21 protein-coding genes are annotated in these 17,376 nt (G+C 68.7%); 17 read left to right on the top strand and 4 right to left on the bottom strand.

The genetic code is table 11. From position 1 onward, the window contains the following. The first annotated feature begins 119 nt into the window (after positions 1-119). Entirely contained in the window at positions 120-674 is a 555-nt protein-coding gene (locus D892_RS0106590; RefSeq protein WP_024800489.1) for a flavoprotein, read from the top strand. A 20-nt stretch (positions 675-694) separates the two neighbouring features. On the opposite strand, the gene D892_RS0106585 is transcribed toward D892_RS0106590, so the two are convergent. Continuing rightward, the gene (locus D892_RS0106585) at positions 695-2,215 is read right to left on the bottom strand and encodes an aldehyde dehydrogenase family protein (RefSeq protein ID WP_024800488.1); all 1,521 of its coding nucleotides are present in this window, start codon (positions 2,213-2,215) and stop codon (positions 695-697) included. Between the two features lie 568 nt (positions 2,216-2,783). Here D892_RS0106585 and D892_RS0106580 point away from each other — a divergent pair. From D892_RS0106580 to D892_RS0106570, 3 genes are read left to right on the top strand one after another with little or no spacing between them, the layout of a single operon-like run. Further along, positions 2,784-3,890, top strand: coding sequence for a daunorubicin/doxorubicin resistance ABC transporter ATP-binding protein DrrA (locus tag D892_RS0106580; RefSeq protein WP_024800487.1), 1,107 nt, complete (start codon positions 2,784-2,786; stop codon positions 3,888-3,890). Further along, a complete protein-coding gene (locus tag D892_RS0106575) occupies positions 3,883-4,695 on the top strand; it encodes an ABC transporter permease (RefSeq protein WP_024800486.1) in 813 nt (270 codons plus the stop codon). Before D892_RS0106580 ends, D892_RS0106575 begins: the two co-directional genes overlap by 8 nt. Beyond that, entirely contained in the window at positions 4,692-5,561 is an 870-nt protein-coding gene (locus tag D892_RS0106570) for an ABC transporter permease (protein ID WP_024800485.1), read from the top strand. Before D892_RS0106575 ends, D892_RS0106570 begins: the two co-directional genes overlap by 4 nt. A gap of 45 nt (positions 5,562-5,606) precedes the next feature. Here D892_RS0106570 and D892_RS0106565 read toward each other — a convergent pair whose 3' ends face one another. After that, entirely contained in the window at positions 5,607-6,872 is a 1,266-nt protein-coding gene (locus tag D892_RS0106565) for a TetR/AcrR family transcriptional regulator (protein WP_024800484.1), read from the bottom strand. A 131-nt stretch (positions 6,873-7,003) separates the two neighbouring features. Here D892_RS0106565 and D892_RS0106560 point away from each other — a divergent pair, with 131 nt between their 5' ends. Both D892_RS0106560 and D892_RS0106555 read left to right on the top strand, forming a co-directional pair. Continuing rightward, the gene (locus tag D892_RS0106560; protein WP_024800483.1) at positions 7,004-7,795 is read left to right on the top strand and encodes an enoyl-CoA hydratase-related protein; all 792 of its coding nucleotides are present in this window, start codon (positions 7,004-7,006) and stop codon (positions 7,793-7,795) included. A gap of 331 nt (positions 7,796-8,126) precedes the next feature. Further along, positions 8,127-9,170, top strand: coding sequence for an SDR family oxidoreductase (locus D892_RS0106555; RefSeq protein WP_024800482.1), 1,044 nt, complete (start codon positions 8,127-8,129; stop codon positions 9,168-9,170). Positions 9,171-9,488: 318 nt separating this feature from the next. Here the strand turns inward: D892_RS0106555 and D892_RS0106550 are convergent, their stop codons facing one another. Both D892_RS0106550 and D892_RS0106545 read right to left on the bottom strand, forming a co-directional pair. Beyond that, positions 9,489-10,724, bottom strand: a complete 1,236-nt coding sequence (locus D892_RS0106550; protein WP_051499015.1) for a lycopene cyclase family protein — start codon at positions 10,722-10,724, stop codon at positions 9,489-9,491. A 265-nt stretch (positions 10,725-10,989) separates the two neighbouring features. Then, positions 10,990-11,466: a hotdog fold domain-containing protein gene (locus D892_RS0106545; protein WP_024800480.1), complete on the bottom strand. Its 477-nt coding sequence runs from the start codon at positions 11,464-11,466 to the stop codon at positions 10,990-10,992. A 472-nt stretch (positions 11,467-11,938) separates the two neighbouring features. Between D892_RS0106545 and rpsJ the strand changes: the two genes are divergently transcribed. The 11 genes from rpsJ to rpsQ are packed head-to-tail and all read left to right on the top strand — an operon-like array spanning position 11,939 to position 17,259. After that, the gene (rpsJ, locus tag D892_RS0106540) at positions 11,939-12,244 is read left to right on the top strand and encodes a 30S ribosomal protein S10 (protein ID WP_003938093.1); all 306 of its coding nucleotides are present in this window, start codon (positions 11,939-11,941) and stop codon (positions 12,242-12,244) included. 14 nt (positions 12,245-12,258) lie between these two features. Then, the gene (gene rplC, locus D892_RS0106535) at positions 12,259-12,954 is read left to right on the top strand and encodes a 50S ribosomal protein L3 (RefSeq protein WP_051499014.1); all 696 of its coding nucleotides are present in this window, start codon (positions 12,259-12,261) and stop codon (positions 12,952-12,954) included. Beyond that, a complete protein-coding gene (gene rplD, locus D892_RS0106530; RefSeq protein WP_024800478.1) occupies positions 12,951-13,637 on the top strand; it encodes a 50S ribosomal protein L4 in 687 nt (228 codons plus the stop codon). The genes rplC and rplD overlap by 4 nt, the downstream gene beginning before the upstream one ends. Continuing rightward, positions 13,634-13,939 carry a 50S ribosomal protein L23 gene (rplW, locus tag D892_RS0106525; protein WP_024800477.1) on the top strand — a complete coding sequence of 102 codons (306 nt, stop codon included), beginning with the start codon at positions 13,634-13,636 and terminating at the stop codon, positions 13,937-13,939. Before rplD ends, rplW begins: the two co-directional genes overlap by 4 nt. A gap of 33 nt (positions 13,940-13,972) precedes the next feature. After that, the gene (rplB, locus tag D892_RS0106520) at positions 13,973-14,803 is read left to right on the top strand and encodes a 50S ribosomal protein L2 (RefSeq protein ID WP_024800476.1); all 831 of its coding nucleotides are present in this window, start codon (positions 13,973-13,975) and stop codon (positions 14,801-14,803) included. A 15-nt stretch (positions 14,804-14,818) separates the two neighbouring features. Next, a complete protein-coding gene (gene rpsS / locus D892_RS0106515; RefSeq protein ID WP_024800475.1) occupies positions 14,819-15,100 on the top strand; it encodes a 30S ribosomal protein S19 in 282 nt (93 codons plus the stop codon). Then, positions 15,097-15,507 carry a 50S ribosomal protein L22 gene (rplV, locus tag D892_RS0106510; protein ID WP_024800474.1) on the top strand — a complete coding sequence of 137 codons (411 nt, stop codon included), beginning with the start codon at positions 15,097-15,099 and terminating at the stop codon, positions 15,505-15,507. Before rpsS ends, rplV begins: the two co-directional genes overlap by 4 nt. Beyond that, the gene (rpsC, locus tag D892_RS0106505; RefSeq protein ID WP_024800473.1) at positions 15,508-16,305 is read left to right on the top strand and encodes a 30S ribosomal protein S3; all 798 of its coding nucleotides are present in this window, start codon (positions 15,508-15,510) and stop codon (positions 16,303-16,305) included. A 5-nt stretch (positions 16,306-16,310) separates the two neighbouring features. Next, positions 16,311-16,727 carry a 50S ribosomal protein L16 gene (gene rplP / locus D892_RS0106500; RefSeq protein ID WP_024800472.1) on the top strand — a complete coding sequence of 139 codons (417 nt, stop codon included), beginning with the start codon at positions 16,311-16,313 and terminating at the stop codon, positions 16,725-16,727. Next, positions 16,727-16,966, top strand: coding sequence for a 50S ribosomal protein L29 (gene rpmC, locus D892_RS0106495; RefSeq protein WP_024800471.1), 240 nt, complete (start codon positions 16,727-16,729; stop codon positions 16,964-16,966). Before rplP ends, rpmC begins: the two co-directional genes overlap by 1 nt. Then, positions 16,963-17,259 (top strand): 30S ribosomal protein S17, encoded by a 297-nt coding sequence (gene rpsQ, locus D892_RS0106490; protein WP_024800470.1) that lies wholly within the window; start codon positions 16,963-16,965, stop codon positions 17,257-17,259. Before rpmC ends, rpsQ begins: the two co-directional genes overlap by 4 nt. Positions 17,260-17,376 lie beyond the last annotated feature (117 nt).

Here is a 17,376-nt window from a genome sequence, read left to right as displayed (position 1 = left end):
CGCTGACACGACCCCTCGCGACTGTAGGCGATAGCGGCCGCCGAGAGACGGGGAACGAGAGCCTCGGCGCCCGGCGGGTCGGAATCACGCTCCGTTCGCTGCGCTGACACGATGAAACGGTGAACCGAGAAGGCAGACCGGTCCTGTACGCGATCGTGACCGGCGCGCGGGTTGCTCACGACGTCGGCACGCTGGTCGACCTGGCCCAGGGGGACGGGTGGGACGTGTGCGTGGTGGCCTCTCCTCAGGGGCGACGGTTCATTGATACCGACGAACTCGCGATCCGCACCGGGCATCCCGTGCGCAGCGAATACAAGGATCCGGACGCCCCGGACGCCCTCCCGCCGGCCGACGGCATGATCGTCGCACCCATCACGTCGAACTCACTGGCCAAGTGGGCCGCGGGCATCTCGGACACATTGCCGCTCGGCCTGCTCGTGGAGGCGGTGGGACTCGGATTGCCGGTGGTGGCCGTCCCTTTCACCAACCGGGCGTTGATCAGCTTTCCGCCCGTACAGGACGCCGTGCGCAAGCTGTCCGAGTGGGGTGTGACGATGCTGACCGAGGATTCACCGCATGAGCCGAAAGCCGGCGGCGCCTACGCCGAACGATTCCCGTGGGCTGCGGCCTGGCGGGCGTTGCTCGAACACCCGCGACTGTCGACGCCGAGCTGAGACGGGACAAGGAGGCACCCTCACCCCCGCCCGTGGCGTAGTCGGAAGATGGCCTTGGCGTAGCGCAGGTGGCGGGGGTGGCGGTCGAAGGTGGAGAGGTCGACCGTGGCTCGGGAGCGCTTCTGGGCGACGGCCAGGGTGCGGCTGAATTCTCGTAGGCCCGCCTCGCCGTGCGCGTGGCCCTGACCGTATTCGCCGACGCCGCCGAACGGCATGGACGGGATGCCGGAGTAGACCATCGACGAATTGATCGTCACGACACCGGTTCTGATGCGTTCGGCCAGATCGGGCACCGCGCGCACGTCGCGGGTGAACACCGCCACCGCCAGCCCGTGGTCGGCGGCGTTGATCCGGTCCACGGCCTCGTCCATATCCGCCACGCGGTTCACGATCAGCACCGGGCCGACCGCCTCGCCGGTGACCGCCGAGCTGTCCTCGGGCACGTCGGCCAGCACGATCGGCTCGACATAGGGTTCGCGGATCGATTCCAGCCCGCCGACCACCGCCCGGCCGCCCCGCGCGATGGCGTCCTTGACCTGCCGCCGCACCACCTCCACCTGCGACTCCAGGATCATCGGACCGTAGGAGGCCTTGCGGTCGGCGCCGGGGCGCAGCGTGCGGGCCTGTGCCACAACCTTTTCCAGGAATGTTTCGTAGACCGAGTCGGCGACGTACGCGCGCTGGATGCCCGCGGGATTCTGTCCGGCATTGGACATCGCGCCGAATACCGCGGCCTCCGCGGCGTCGTCGAGCTTGGCGTCCACCTGCACCACCATCGCGCCCTTGCCGAGCCGCTCCACCACCACCGGCGTCATGGTCTGCGCGCACAGCGAGATGACCTCGCGGGCACCGGCATCCGAGCCGGCGTAGGCGACCTTGTCCACCCGGGCCCGGCACAGCGCGGCGCTGGTGTTGCTGTCGCCCGTAACCACCTGCAGCACCGGTTGATTCGGGGCCAGCCGGCTCCAGCTCTCGGCCAGCCACACGCCGACCCCGGGGGTGAGCTCGCTGGGCTTGAACACCACGGCGTTGCCGGCCGCCATGGCGTAGGCGATCGACCCCATCGGCGTGAACACCGGATTGTTCCAGGAGCCGAGCACGCCCACCACGCCGAGCGGCAGATAACCGACCGAGGCGCGCTGATCGCGGGTCAGCCACGTGGAACCGAGCCGGCGGCGGCCCAGCGCCCGCTCGGCGTTGCGGGCCGCCCAGTCCAGGTTCTCCACCGCGAGCATCACCTCGATGGCGGCATCCACCCCCGGCTTGCCGGTCTCCGCGCAGACGATCTCGACCAGTTCCCGGGCGTTGCGTGCGATGGCGCGCTTCCAGTCCAGCAGCCAGCGCTTTCGTCCGGCGAATCCGAGTGCCGCCCACCACGTCTCGGCCGGCCGTGCGGCCCGCACCGTGCGGGTCAGCTCACCGGTGCCCATCATCGCGTAGTCGCCGACGGACTCGCCGGTGCGCGGATCATAGGAGGTCAGCACCCTCGGCCGTCCTGTGCGTGGCCCGGGTTGGTGGCGCTCGCGGGCCGAGTCGGCCATGGATCACCCTCTCGGTCGCGAATGCCCCGGCAACCGGGTCCGCCCCGACCGGATCGCGATTGCCGCAGACAAGATGAGTACATGTCTGGTTTTCCCCCTGTCGCAAGACTATGGGCGGGCCCGGCCGGTCGACAAGATTCGGCCGCCGCGGGCAGACCGCTCGGTCGGTGTGTGGACCAGCACGGATTCCGGCGGGCACCCTAGAATGTACCGAAATGTGAGTAACGCCACATGTATTCGTCATGTCTACTGGGTACCGTGCTGCTCGGCGCAGCGCCGGCATCCAGCGTATTTCCTTGCGACGGTGCGCGATCCGTCCGGACGGCCCGGCGCGTGGCATCGCTCCCCGGAGCGGGTGGCAGGATGGGCCGGACGACGCAGGATCGACCGGAAGACAACGACCCGCGTGGTCCGCGGCCACTGGGGGCGACCCGACTCCGTCGCTACGGGGGAGTGGCAATCGAGGACCGCCCAGTAACATCGCGGCTGGTGAATGGGATCACCTACCGAGGCGCGCAAACGGCGATCCGGACAATCCGGTAGCTTGCCGGTCGATAGTGGAGAGTTGATGCCGAGCTTGGACAATGCGCAGTCGCAGCCCCGCGGCGAGCCGGAGGCGGACGCGGTCGGCGTGGTCGCGGAGGGAACCGGCCCCGTTGTTACCGAGGGAACCGGCCCCGTTGCTACCGAGGGAACCGACCCCGTTACCGCCGAGGGAACCGACCCGGCGGTGGTGGTGACCGACGTCCGCAAGTCCTTCGGCGACGTGCACGCGCTGCGTGGCGTGAGTTTCACCGCCCGGCGCGCGACCGTGCTGGGCATGCTCGGCCCGAACGGCGCCGGCAAGACGACGGCGGTGAAGATCCTGTCCACCCTGCTGCGCCCCGATTCGGGCACCGCGATGGTGGCCGGGCACGACGTGCTGCGGGATCCCGCGGGCGTGCGCCGCTCGATCATGATGACGGGCCAGTACGCGGCGCTCGACGAGAACCTGTCCGGCCGGGAGAACCTGGAGCTGTTCGGCCGCCTGATGGGCCTGGGCAAGAAGGCCGCCCGGCAGCGCGCCGACACCCTGCTCGAGGAGTTCGACCTGGTCGGCGCGGGCCGCCGCGCGGTGCGGAACTACTCGGGCGGCATGCGGCGGCGCGTCGATATCGCCTGCGGCCTGGTGGTCCGCCCGGAGGTGGTGTTCCTCGACGAGCCGACCACCGGACTGGATCCGCGCAGCCGCCAGGGCGTCTGGGATCTGGTGAACGCGCTGAAGCTGCAGGGCATCACGGTGCTGCTGACCACGCAGTACCTGGAGGAAGCCGATGTGCTCAGCGACAACATCATCGTCATCGACAAGGGCACGGTGATCGCCGAGGGCACCGCCGACGAGCTGAAGGAGAAGACCGGCGGCAACTACTGCGAGGTGGTGCCGCTGGATCCGACGCAGCTGATCCGCGCCGCCGACGCGCTCGGCGACCTGGTTCCCGAGGCCGTCCGCGCGGATCTGCTCGCCGACGGCGCCGACCGCATGTCCATCCCGGCCCCCGAGGGCGCGGCGACGCTCGCCGAGGCGCTGCGCCGGCTGGACACCGCGGGGGTCGAGCTGGCCGATATCGGCCTGCGCCGCCCCTCGCTGGACGACGTCTTCCTCTCCATCACCGGCCACACGGGTACCCATGGCTGAGCTCGTGGCCGACGTCGGCCGTCTGTTCGGACACCGGTTACCGGACGCGCGACCGTCGAATTTCGCCCAGTGGCGGGCGCTGTGCGGGCGAACCGTGCGCACGATGGTGACCAAGGGCGAACTGATCGTCGCGGTGATCGCGCCGCTGGTGTTCACCGTCGGGTTCTACCTGCCGCTGCGGTACACGATGAACTTCATCGGCATCGACTACGCGCAGTTCGTCATGCCGATCATCGTGTTGCAGACCATGTCGTTCACGATGATGTCGAACGCGCAGCTGGCGGCCACCGAATCGCTGACCGGCCTCAGCGACCGGCTGCGGACCATGCCGATCGGATCGCTGGTGCCGCTGCTGTCGCGGATCTCGGCCGGGCTGGTGCGCTCGGTGGTCTCGCTGATCGCCGCGCTGTTCTTCGGCTACGTCATCGGGTTCCGGTTCATCGCCGGATTCGAGCAGGCGGTGCTGTTCTGCCTCTTCTCGCTGGCGGTCGGCACGGTCCTGGCGATCGGGGCGGACGCGCTGGGCAGCCTCACCAAGAGTCCGGAATCGCTGAGCCAGGCCCTGACGCTGCCGACGCTGATCTTCGGCATGCTGTCGTGCGGATTCGTGCCGGAAATCGGCTTCCCGATGTGGATCCGGCCGTTCGTGCGCAATCAGCCGATCACGCAGTTCTCCTATGCCATGCGAGATATGGCGCAGGGCGGGGTGACCTGGGACGTGCTGTGGGTGCCGCTGGTCTGGCTGGGCGGTCTGACGGTGGTGTTCGTGCCGGCGGCGATCTGGGCGAGTGTGAGACGGTCGTGACCAAGGTGGAGACGAGTACGAGTCGGGCTACCGAAAACGGACGGTCGACGGCGCGCAACCTCACGCTGCCGGTCGCGCCCCCGCAGTCGGAGGGTTCGGCCGCGGTCTGGCTGCGGCACAGCCTGATTCAGTGCAAGCGGCTGCTGATGGTGTGGACGCGCGATCCCGCGACCACCATCCAGTCGATGGTCTATCCGCTGCTGATGCTGCTGATGCTGCGGGTGGTCCTGGGCGATTCGGTGGAGCGGGCCACCGGGGCGCCCGCGGTGTACGGCTACGTGCCGATGATCAGCCTGGTGGCAGCGATGGCGGGGGCGATCGTGAGCGCGCTGGGCTTCAAGAACGAGAAACGGTCCGGGCTGCTCAGCCGGTTCTGGACGATGCCGACCCACCGCGCCGCCGGGCTCACCGGGCGGCTGCTGGCCGAGGTCATCCGGGTCTTCGTCACCACGTTGGGCGTCATCGCGGTCGGGGTGTGCATCGGGTTCCGGTTCTGGTACGGACCGCTCGCCTCCGTGGCGATGGTGGCCCTTCCGGTCCTGTTCGGGCTGGCCTTCGCGGTCATGGTGACGGCGCTCGCGACGGTCTCCGACGGAATCGTGCTGGTGACCAGCATCAGCATGTTCACCACGCTGCTGATGTTCTTCAACTCCGGATTCGTGCCGACGTTCGCCTATCCGGCATGGCTGCGGTCCACGGTCGAGAATCAGCCGATGAGTACGGCCGTCGACGCGATGAAGGGCCTGGCCTACGACGGCCCGATCGCCGAGCCGCTGGTGAAGACCCTGATCTGGCTCGTCGGCATCATCGTGGTGTTCGCCTACCCGGCCGTCCGCGGCTACCGCCGCGCCGCCGAGACCGCCTGAGTTACCGCGAGATCCCGGCCGAAAGCATGCCGGGATGACGGCGATTCAGCGGGCCGAGTCGTCCGGCGAATCGGGGCCCAGCAGCACCGCCTTCATCAGCGCCTGCATCCGCTCCAGGCTCTCCGGACGGGTGTCGAAGCGCATGCGGCGGCCGACGTCGACCACCTGGGCGATCGCGGCGTGCACGCGGAAGCGGGCCTCGGCCTGGTCGCCGTCCAGCAGGTGCGCCCACTCCAGCACGTTCTGGCGCTGGATCGAGCGCAGCCGGTGCTGTTCGGCGGCGGGCAGATTGGAGAATTCGGCGAAGTACACCGGCAGGATCTCCGGCATGGTGAAGGTGAGCCGGGCGAAGCGGGCGGCGATGCGCAGCGCGGCATCCGCCCGGCCGGTCGCCTCGGCCAGCGCCTCGGAGTTGGCGATCGCGACCCGCTCGCCGGTGCGGTGGAACGCCGCGGCCAGCAGGTCCGACTTGCTGGTGAAGTAGCGGTAGACGCTGGAGGCGTTGATGCCCACCGCCGCGCCGATCTCCTCGATGCTGGCCTCGTGGTACCCCTGCCGGCCGAAGATCCGGATCGCCTCGGTGAGCAGCTGTTCGCGCTTGCTGCTCAGCGGCAGCCCGCGTACCGCCGATTCGGTCGCCGGCCGAGCGGGCGGCGCGGGCAGTTCGGTGTGCAGGATCGCCCGGCAGATGTCCAGCAGCAGATCGGTGAGCCGCGAGCCGGACAGCGCGGTGCGGTGCGCGGTGATGCTGCCGATCGCGCCGAGCATGGCGGTGCCCAGGATCTGGACGTCGGTGTCGGAGGCGTCGGGCCGCAGCGGGGCGATCGCGTTCTCCACCGTTCGATGCAGCCCGGCGTAGATCACCCGGATGCGGCCGCGGTCCGCCGACTCCAGATACCGGCGCTCCCATCGGTACAGCCCGCCCTCGCGGCGCACTTCGATGGTGTGCTCGGCCAGCGCCCGGACCAGCGCGGTGAGCCGCGATTCCGGATCCAGCCGCGGGTCGTCGGCGGCCTGGGCGACGTCGAGCAGCTGTTGTGCGCCGGCCTCGGCGGCGGCCACCAGCAGCGCGTACTTGTTGGTGAAGTGGCGGTACAGGGCGGGGCCGGAGATGCCGACCTCGGCCGCGATCTCGTCGACCCCGACCGGGTGGTAGCCGCGCTCGCTGAATGCGCGCGCCGCGACCCGGACGATCTGCGCCTTTCGGTTCTTCGGTCGCCGCTGGACCGGGTTGCGGCGCTCGCCGCGACCGGTGGGCGGGCCGTCCGGTCGCGCGGAAGCGAGGCCCGCCTCGCTGCGTTCCGCGACCATATACCTCTCCTTCTGCCGTGCCGCCGTTGTTGACAGCGCCGGACAAGTCAACCTAAGTTAACCACAATTCGCAAAGTTAACCACGATTCTCGCGGCGCTGCAGCGCTGGCGGTCACCACTGGAGAGTTGCCATGAGCACCACCGACCACACGACCGGATTCACCGCCGTCCACGACGGCGCGGTGCTGCGGGTCACGATCACCAACCCCAAGCGCAAGAATGCCATCGGTTACGACACCATGGTCGCGCTCGGCGACACCTTCCTGGCGGCGGCCGCCGACGATGCGGTGCGCGCGATCGTGCTCACCGGCGAAGGGGATGACTTCTGCACCGGCGCCGACCTCGCCGCCGCCGCTGCCGAGGCCCAGCGCGGCGTCACTCCCGCGATGACGATGGCGGCGGCCGGCCGGCTGATCCGCGCGATCGTGGACGCGCCGGTCCCGGTGGTCACGCGGATCCGGGGAGCCGCCGCCGGCATCGGTGTGGCGCTCGCGCTGGCCGGCGATCTCACCTACGCCGCCGACGATTCGTATCTGCTGCTGGCCTTCATCAACATCGGCCTGATGCCCGACGGCGGTGCCGCCGCCATGGTCGCGGCGGCCGCCGGTCGCCCGCTGGCCGCCGAGCTGGCGCTGCTCGGCGAGCGGCTGCCCGCGACCGAGGCGAAGAGCCACGGCCTGCTCACCGGCGTGCTGCCCGCCCAGGACCTGGATGCCAAGGTGGAGGCCGTCGCGGCGAAGCTGGCGGCCGGCCCGCGCCGCGCCCTCGAACTGACCAAGCGCGCGCTCAACCGGGCCGCCCTGAACTCGCTCGACGCCGCCCTCGCCGCCGAGACGACCGGCCAGGTCGAACTGCTACAGTCCCCGGACTTCGTCGAGGGCACCACCGCCATGCTGCAGAAGCGCAAGGCGGTGTTCAGCTAGCTGCGACGTCACTCGTCACCGCGTCCGGCATCCCGGGGTGACCGCTTCGGTCATCCCGGCGGGACTGCTCACGTTCGTCGTCCCGGCGTGCTTTCGGCCGGGATCCATCGCCAGGACCTGTGGGATTCCGGCCGAAAGCACGCCGGAATGACGGAGGCGATGTTGCAGTACCAGCAGCGAATGGTTGGTGCGGGTGGCCGGCAGGGTGCAGCACCGGGGTACTGCCGCCGCAGTGGCAAACGCCCCGTCCGCGACAAAATCCCGTGGCACAGCGAATTACTCGCAATCGTCTTACCCGGCGTGTCCACCCTGGCGCGTTACGCTGACGTCCATGACTTACCTGGTTACCGGGGCAACCGGGTGGATCGGCCGTCACCTGGTTCCAGAATTGCTGAAACGTAGCGACGACGTGTACGTGCTGGTGCGGCCAGGCGCCGACGAAGCGCATCGCTTCGATCGATGCTCGCGGGAGTGGGTGGGTGGCGACCGGGTGCGCCCGGTGCGCGGCGATCCGAGCGCGCCCGGTCTCGGTATCGAGCCGGATTGGCTTGCGGTGCACCGCGGTTCGATCGACCACGTGTTCCACCTTGCCGCCGGGCCGGGCGCCGAGCCGAAGAGCGGCGCCGCCGCTGGGGCGCCCACCCGTGCCGTGCTGGAGGTCGCCGAGCGGTTGGAAGCCGGTGCGCTGCATCATGTTTCGACGGTCGATGTGGCCGGTGCGGCGGAGGGGCTGTTCACCGAGGACATGGTCGACGTGGGGCAGCGGCTGCCGATGCCCTATCAGCGCGCGGCGTTCGAGGCCGAGCGGACCGTCCGCGAGCAGACACGGGTGCCGTGGCGCATCTACCGGCCCTCGATCGTGCTCGGCCACTCCCGCACCGGCGAGATCGACCGCATCAGCGGGCCGTACCACTTCTTCCGGTTGCTGCGCATGGCGGCCCAGCTGCCCCGGATCCTGCCGTTGATGGTGCCGAAGCTCGGCGAAACCAATATGGTGCCGGTCGATTTCGTGACCCGGGCACTCGACCACATCGCGCACGCGCCGGCCCCGCCGGGCAGCACCTTCCACCTGGTCGATCCGCGCCGGCAGAGCGCGGCCGACGTGCTCAACCTGTTCGCCGACCAGGCCGGTGCGCCGCACCTGGTGGAGGTGATGCCGAAACAGACCCTCGACATGGTGCGGCGGCTCCCCGGCATCGGCTGGGCGCTGCCGAAGATCGGCGTACCACCGGAAATCCTGGCGCACAGCGAATTCGGCTGCTGGTTCGACAGCCGCAACACCGCCGAGGCCCTGGCCGACACCGATATCCGGGTCCCCCCGCTCGCCGCCTACGCCCCGGTCATCTGGAAGTACTGGACGGAGAACTGGGTCTGAGGGCGGCCGAAGGGACCTGAAATCAGGGGCCGGTCGTCACCCGTCAGGCGGGTCACTCCGTCGGGGGAACCTCGTTGGGCGGGTCACTCCGTCGGGGGAACCTCGTTGGGCGGGTCACTCCGTTGGGCGAGCCACCCCGTTGGTCGGGTCACCTTGTTGGTCGAGCCATGCCGTTGGTCGGGTCACCCTGTTGGGCGGGTTGCTCCATCGGGTGGGCCACTCCGCTGAACGGGTTATCAGGTCGGGCGGGGCACCCGGTCAGGCGGGCACTCCGTCAGCCGGAGGCACCTCGTCGAGGGCGCTCCGTTGGGAGGGGGGTCACCCTGTCGGGCGGGACGAGACGTCGTCCTCATCGCCGGGGCCGACGCTCGGTTCGGTTTCCGCCAGGGCGTATTCGTAGCCCACCCAGCGGTTTCGATTCGTCCACCCGACCAGGTCGTAGCGCCAGCGGAACGGCCAGGTGCGCGCGACGGTCATGAACAGCACGCCGCCCAGCGGTGCGTAGTCGTCGTGTGCGGACAACAGTGCGCGCTGTTGGCGCGGTGAGGCGGTGAAGAACGCGTCGAACATCGAGATCGACTGCGCGGTAGTGAGTCTGCCGAGGCCGTACAGGCCGCGCATCCGCATCCAGTACACCAGCCGGGCCTGCCACGGCCACAGCGCCGCCACCGGATCCCCGCCGGTGCGCAGCGCCTCGATCGCGGTGTCCACCAGCGCCAGCGAGTCGGCCACGCTGTACCCGGTGCACGGATGCATCATGCCGCCCCGGGAACCGAACGGAATCGGCCCCGCCGCACCACGTTTCGGCGGCGGCTGATCCAGCGGATAGTGCGCTGCCTCGCTCGGTTCGTCACCACGCAGCCGGATGCCGTGCGCGGCAAGTCGATTGAGCGTGCGCCGGCGTAGTTCGTGCTGCGGCATCCCGCCGCGCAGCCCGAGGCTGGTCTCCTCGAAGATCACCGTCCCGTCCCCGAGCGGCACGGAATACAGGAACGACGGCGGCTCGCCGGGCCCGGCCCCGTTCTCGTCGCGCCAGTCCAGCAGCAGCCCTTCGCCCTCGCCGACCATCGGCGCGGCCCGCTCGGCATCGACGAAGATGCCGTGCGCGCCGGCGGTCCGGCGGGGGCCGGGGGAGGGCAGGCCCCGGGTATCGAACACGGCCGCGGCGGTGACGGCGCTGCCGTCCTGCAAGTCGACCCGATGCCGCTCCACGCGGGCGGCCCGCCCGGCCAGTACGGTCGCGTCGTCGAGCGAAAGCGCCTCGTACAGCCCCTGTTTGGACAGCACACAGTACGGCCGCTCGATGCGATGCGCGGATTTCGTCCACACCACCGGCGCCTCGATCCGCTGTGCGATCGCGCTGCCCGGCAGCCACTCCGGCAACTCGTCCACCCAGCAGGAGAACGTCGGCGGCCACAACCGCCCCGGCCGCGGATCCACCGCCACCACATCCAGTCCAGCCCGCATCGCGCGGTGCGCCAGCGCCCGCCCGGTCGGCCCCAGTCCCACCACACAGACATCCGCCCGGACGTGCTGAGCACTCATGGTTCTCATTCAATCAGGCACGAACAACGCTACATATACGCCCGGTCTTCCCGGCCCTGTCGCGCCCGCCCCGCTCTCCCACGCCATCCAGGCGTATCACCACGTCATCCGCGTCGTATCTGCACGTCTCCCGTGCCGTATCCCCACGTCATCCCTGCGCGCTTCCGGCCGAGATTCACATTTCGTGGATCAACCGCAGTGGATTCCGGCCACAAGCATGCCGGAATGACGGTGTCGGGAGTACGCCGGTTGCCGGGCTTGCACACACTGCTGCCTACTTCGGCGTGACCCAGGTGGTGATGTCCGCGTGCACGACCTCCACACCCTTCTTGTCGTAGACCGACACCGGGACCACCACGTCCTGCCCCTCGGTGAGCGCGGCGAAGTCGGGGATCTCGGGAAGCTCGGCGACCGCGCGCAGGCCCGATTCCGCCTTGGTCAGGTACCGCACGTTCATCGCCTTCGGGATCCAGCGGTGCGTGGTCGGCACGGTGGCCTCGCTGAGCATGCCCATCGCCACCTCGGCCAGGTTGCAGGCGGCGATGGCGTGGAAGGTGCCCAGGTGGTTGCGGATGCCGAACCACTTCGGCGCCGTGACCTCGCACAGGCCCGGCTCCAGCCGCACCACGGTCGGCGCCACCGTCCCGAAGTACGGCACCCGGGCGACCATGCCCAGCGAGAACAGCGCATGTCCGAGCCGGTTGTCGGGCAGCTTCTGCCAACCGCGGTAGGTGGCGGTCTCGTTCGTCATGCCCGTATCTTACTCCGGAGTAAGATACCCGCGCGAGTGGGTCGGGAGCGTCACACCGACCCCGATTTGGAGTTGCTGGGAGCCCTCGGGCATACTGTTCGGGTTGCCTGCTCCGGGTGGCGTATGTCCTGCGGATATGCGATACGGACGGTAGCGGGCGAGCAGTACCCACTGTGTATCCCGTCGATTCGGCGTGGATGCGTCCGGGACGGATGTTCCGAGGCTCAGGGAAGGTATTTCCGAGGGCCGACGAATGAGCGGTGTGGCGACACGCCCGACCGCGTGGACCGGAAGAACCATGACAGATGAACAGCGGCGAAGGATCGGGTCGAGTCCGGTCGAGGTCTGGACGGATTGCGTCAGCTGTGACTTCTCAGGTTCGGGCATGCAATGAGGGTGCTCCGGGAGGCGACTCCCGCGGGTGCCCTCGACACCGAAAAGCGAAAGCTAAACGGAGAAAAGGACACTCAGCGTGGCGGGACAGAAGATCCGCATCAGGCTCAAGGCCTACGACCATGAGGCGATCGATGCGTCTGCGCGCAAGATCGTCGAGACGGTGACCCGCACCGGTGCCCGTGTCGTCGGGCCGGTGCCGTTGCCGACCGAGAAGAACGTGTACTGCGTCATCCGTTCGCCGCACAAGTACAAGGACTCGCGCGAACACTTCGAGATGCGCACGCACAAGCGGCTGATCGACATCCTCGACCCGACGCCGAAGACGGTCGACGCGCTCATGCGCATCGACCTGCCGGCCAGCGTCGACGTCAACATTCAGTGACGGGGACCGTAGATATGACTGACAACAACAGCACGCAGGAAGTCGACAACAGCGGTCGGCACCGGCCGGTGGCCGGCCTGCTCGGCACCAAGCTCGGCATGACCCAGGTGTTCGACGAGAACAACCGGGTCGTTCCCGTGACCGTCGTGAAGGCCGGGCCGAACGTCATCACCCAGATCCGCACCCAGGAGCGCGACGGCTACTCCGCCGTCCAGCTCGCCTTCGGCACCATCGACCCGCGCAAGGTGACCAAGCCCGTGGCCGGGCAGTTCGGCAAGGCCGGCGTCACCCCGCGCCGGCACGTCGCCGAGATCCGGATTGCCGATCCCGCGCGGTTCGAGGTCGGCCAGGAGCTGTCCGCCGACGTGTTCGAAGAGGGCACGTTCGTCGACGTCACCGGCACCAGCAAGGGCAAGGGCTTCGCCGGCACCATGAAGCGGCACGGCTTCGGCGGCCAGGGCGCCTCGCACGGTGCGCAGGCGGTCCATCGCCGTCCGGGCTCGATCGGCGGCTGCGCCACCCCGGGTCGCGTGTTCAAGGGCATGCGGATGGCCGGCCGGATGGGTAACGACCGCGTCACCACGCAGAACCTCTCGGTCCACAAGGTGGACGCCGAGAACGGTCTGCTGCTGATCAAGGGCGCGATCCCGGGCCGCAAGGGCGGCATCGTGATCGTCAAGAGCGCTGCGAAGGGTGGTGCCCGCGCATGAGCGTCACGAAGGAAGACACTGTGACGAAGACGAATCTGTCTCTGCCGGTCAAGGCACCGGGCGGCAAGACCAACGGCACCGTCGATCTCCCCGCGGAGATCTTCGACGCGACCGCGAACATCGCGCTGATGCACCAGGCCGTCGTGGCCCAGCAGGCCGCGGCCCGTCAGGGCACGCACTCCACCCGCACCCGCGGCGCCGTCCGCGGCGGCGGCAAGAAGCCGTACCGCCAGAAGGGCACCGGCCGCGCGCGCCAGGGTTCGACCCGCGCGCCGCAGTTCGTCGGTGGCGGCACCGTGCACGGCCCGCAGCCGCGCGACTACTCGCAGAAGCTGCCGAAGAAGATGAAGGTCGCCGCGCTGCGTGGCGCCCTGTCCGACCGCGCCCGCAACGAGCGCATCCACGTGATCACCGAACTGGTTGCGGGACAGGCCCCTTCGACCAAGACCGCCAAGAGCTTCCTGGCCGAGCTGTCGGACCGGAAGAAGGTGCTGGTCGTGGTGGGCCGCGAGGATGTCACCGCGTGGAAGAGCGTGGCCAACCTGCAGGGTGTGCACCCGATCGCGCCGGACCAGCTCAACACGTACGACGTGCTGAACAGCGACGACGTGGTGTTCAGCGTGGAGGCCCTGAACGCCTTCGTGCACGGCGCCGCGGAATCTCCGCAGGAGGACAAGCAGTGACCACCATCGCCGACCCCCGCGACATCCTGCTCGCGCCGGTCATCTCGGAGAAGTCCTATGGGCTGATCGAGGAGGGCACCTACACCTTCCTGGTGCACCCGGACTCGAACAAGACGCAGATCAAGATCGCCGTCGAGAAGGTCTTCGGCGTGAAGGTCACCAGCGTCAACACAGCCAATCGTCAGGGCAAGCGCAAGCGGACCCGCTACGGTTACGGCCAGCGCAAGAGCACCAAGCGCGCGCTCGTGACCCTCTCGGCCGACAGCAAGCCCATCGAGATCTTCGGAGGCCCGGTCGCGTAGGCGGCGGGGAATCCAGAAAGCAGAGAAGAACTCATGGCTATCCGTAAGTACAAGCCGACGACCCCGGGTCGCCGCGGCTCGTCGGTCTCGGACTTCGCCGAGATCACCCGCTCGACCCCCGAGAAGTCGCTGCTGCGTCCGCTGAGCAAGTCCGGCGGCCGCAACGCGCACGGCCGGATCACCACCCGGCACCGCGGCGGCGGGCACAAGCGCGCCTACCGGATCATCGACTTCCGTCGCCTGGACAAGGACGGCATCCCGGCCAAGGTCGCACACATCGAGTACGACCCGAACCGGACCGCGAACATCGCGTTGCTGCACTACGCCGACGGCGAGAAGCGCTACATCATCGCGCCCAAGGGCGTGACCCAGGGCGCGCGGATCGAATCCGGCGCCGGCGCCGACATCAAGGCGGGCAACAACCTGCCGCTGCGCTCGATCCCGACCGGTACCACCATCCACGCGGTGGAGCTGCGGCCGGGTGGCGGCGCCAAGATGGCTCGCGCCGCCGGCATGAGCATCCAGCTGCTGGGTAAGGAGGGCGCCTACGCCGTCCTGCGCATGCCGTCGGGTGAGATCCGCCGCGTCGACGTGCGCTGCCGCGCCACCGTCGGCGAGGTCGGCAATGCCGAGCAGTCGAACATCAACTGGGGCAAGGCCGGTCGCATGCGCTGGAAGGGTAAGCGTCCGCACGTCCGCGGTGTCGTGATGAACCCGGTCGACCACCCGCACGGTGGTGGTGAGGGTAAGACCTCCGGCGGCCGCCATCCGGTCAGCCCCTGGGGCCAGCCCGAGGGCCGTACCCGTAAACCCAACCGTCCGAGCGACAAGCTCATCGTCCGCCGTCGCGGCAAGAAGCGTTAAGGAGGAGGTCAAGACATGCCACGCAGCCTCAAGAAGGGCCCGTTCGTCGACGAACACCTCCTCAAGAAGGTGGACGTCCAGAACGAGAAGAACACCAAGCAGGTCATCAAGACCTGGTCGCGTCGTTCGACCATCATCCCCGATTTCATCGGCCACACGTTCGCGGTGCACGACGGCCGCAAGCACGTGCCGGTGTTCGTGTCGGAGAACATGGTCGGGCACAAGCTCGGTGAGTTCGCGCCGACCAGGACCTTCAAGAGCCACGTCAAGGAAGATCGGAAGAGCAAGCGGCGATGAGCGAAGACAACACAGCTACGCTTCAGAACCCGACCGCGCGCGCGACCGCCAAGTTCGTCCGCGTGACGCCGATGAAGGCCCGCCGGGTCGTGGACCTGGTTCGCGGTAAGCGGGTCGAGGACGCGCTGAACATCCTGCGGTTCGCGCCGCAGGCCGCGAGCGAGCCGGTCGCCAAGGTCGTGGCCAGCGCCGCGGCGAACGCCGAGAACAACTTCGGCATGAACCCCGACACCCTGGTCATCTCGACGGCGTATGTCGACGAGGGCGCGACCATGAAGCGTTTCCAGCCGCGCGCCCAGGGGCGTGCGTTCCGGATCCGCAAGCGCACCAGCCACATCACCATCGAGGTCGAGAGCGTCGCCAGCGCCGCCCCGGCTCGTAGCCGCCGGAAGGGAGGCGCCAAGTAAATGGGACAGAAGATCAACCCGCACGGCTTCCGCCTCGGTATCACCACCGATTGGAAGTCCCGTTGGTACGCGGACAAGCAGTACAAGGACTACGTCAAGGAAGATGTCGCGATCCGCAAGCTCCTGTCCACGGGCATGGAGCGGGCCGGCATCTCGAAGGTCGAGATCGAGCGCACCCGTGATCGCGTGCGGGTGGACATCCACACCGCGCGCCCGGGCATCGTGATCGGCCGCCGTGGTGCGGAGGCCGACCGCATTCGCGCCGAGCTGGAGAAGCTGACCGGCAAGCAGGTGCAGCTGAACATCCTCGAGGTCAAGAACCCCGAGTCGGATGCGCAGCTGGTCGCGCAGGGCGTCGCCGAGCAGCTGTCGAACCGCGTGGCGTTCCGCCGCGCGATGCGCAAGGCGATCCAGTCGGCGATGCGGTCGTCGAACGTCAAGGGCATTCGGGTGCAGTGCTCGGGCCGCCTCGGCGGTGCCGAGATGTCGCGCTCGGAGTTCTACCGCGAGGGTCGGGTGCCGCTGCACACGCTGCGCGCCGACATCGACTACGGCCTGTACGAGGCGAAGACCACCTTCGGCCGGATCGGCGTGAAGGTCTGGATCTACAAGGGCGACATCGTCGGTGGCAAGCGTGAGGTCACCGCGGCGGAGCCGGGTCGCAGCGAGCGTCCGCGTCGCGAGCGGCCGAGCCGTCCGCGGCGGTCCGGTTCGTCCGGGACCACCGCGACCAGCACTGAGGCCGGGCGCGCCGCCACTGCGGTGGCGGATGCCCCGGCAGAGTCCAAGGAGGGCTGAGACCAATGCTGATGCCCCGCAAGGTCAAGCACCGCAAGCAGCATCACCCCCGCCGTTCCGGCTTGGCCAAGGGCGGCACCTCGGTGGCGTTCGGCGAATACGGCATTCAGGCACTGGAGCCGGCTTACGTCACCAACCGGCAGATCGAGTCGGCGCGTATCGCGATGACCCGCCACATCCGTCGTGGCGGCAAGATCTGGATCAACATCTTCCCGGACCGTCCGCTGACGAAGAAGCCGGCCGAGACCCGCATGGGTTCCGGTAAGGGTTCGCCGGAGTGGTGGGTCGCGAACGTGAAGCCCGGCCGGGTGATGTTCGAGATGTCGTACCCGAACCAGGAGACGGCATTCGAGGCGCTGCGCCGCGCGATGCACAAGCTCCCGATGAAGTGCCGGATCGTGACGAGGGAGGAGCAGTTCTGATGGCTACCGAAACTCCAGCCGCAGATCTGCGCGAGCTCGACAATGACGCGCTCGTGGGCAAGCTGCGCGAGTCCAAGGAAGAGCTGTTCAATCTGCGCTTCCAGATGGCGACCGGTCAGTTGCAGAACAACCGGCGTCTGCGTGTGGTCCGGCACGAGATCGCGCGCATCTACACGGTCATGCGCGAGCGCGAGCTCGGCCTGGCCTCCGGTCCCGAAGGCGAGGGAGACGCAGCGTGAGTGATGCGAAGGGCCCGGCCAAGACGCCGGCCAAAGAGGAGGATCGTGGCAGCCGCAAGGTGCGCGTCGGCTACGTGGTCTCCGACAAGATGAACAAGACGATCGTCGTGGAGCTGGAAGACCGTAACCGGCACCCGCTCTACGGCAAGATCATCCGCACCACCTCGAAGGTGAAGGCGCACGACGAGAACGAGACCGCCGGCGTCGGCGACCGCGTGCAGCTGATGGAGACCCGCCCCCTGTCCGCCACCAAGCGGTGGCGGCTGGTGGAGGTCCTGGAGCGGGCCAAGTAAGCCCCTCCACCTCGGCCGAGTCGTAAACCGAAGGCCCGCTTCCCGATCGGGAAGCGGGCCTTCGGTTCTGTTTGCCCCTTCGGACGATCTATCACCGGTCTCCACTGCCCGGATTAT

This window comes from Nocardia sp. BMG51109, from assembly GCF_000526215.1.
GTDB lineage: Bacteria > Actinomycetota > Actinomycetes > Mycobacteriales > Mycobacteriaceae > Nocardia.
This window is presented reverse-complemented; position numbering and strand designations above follow the sequence as displayed.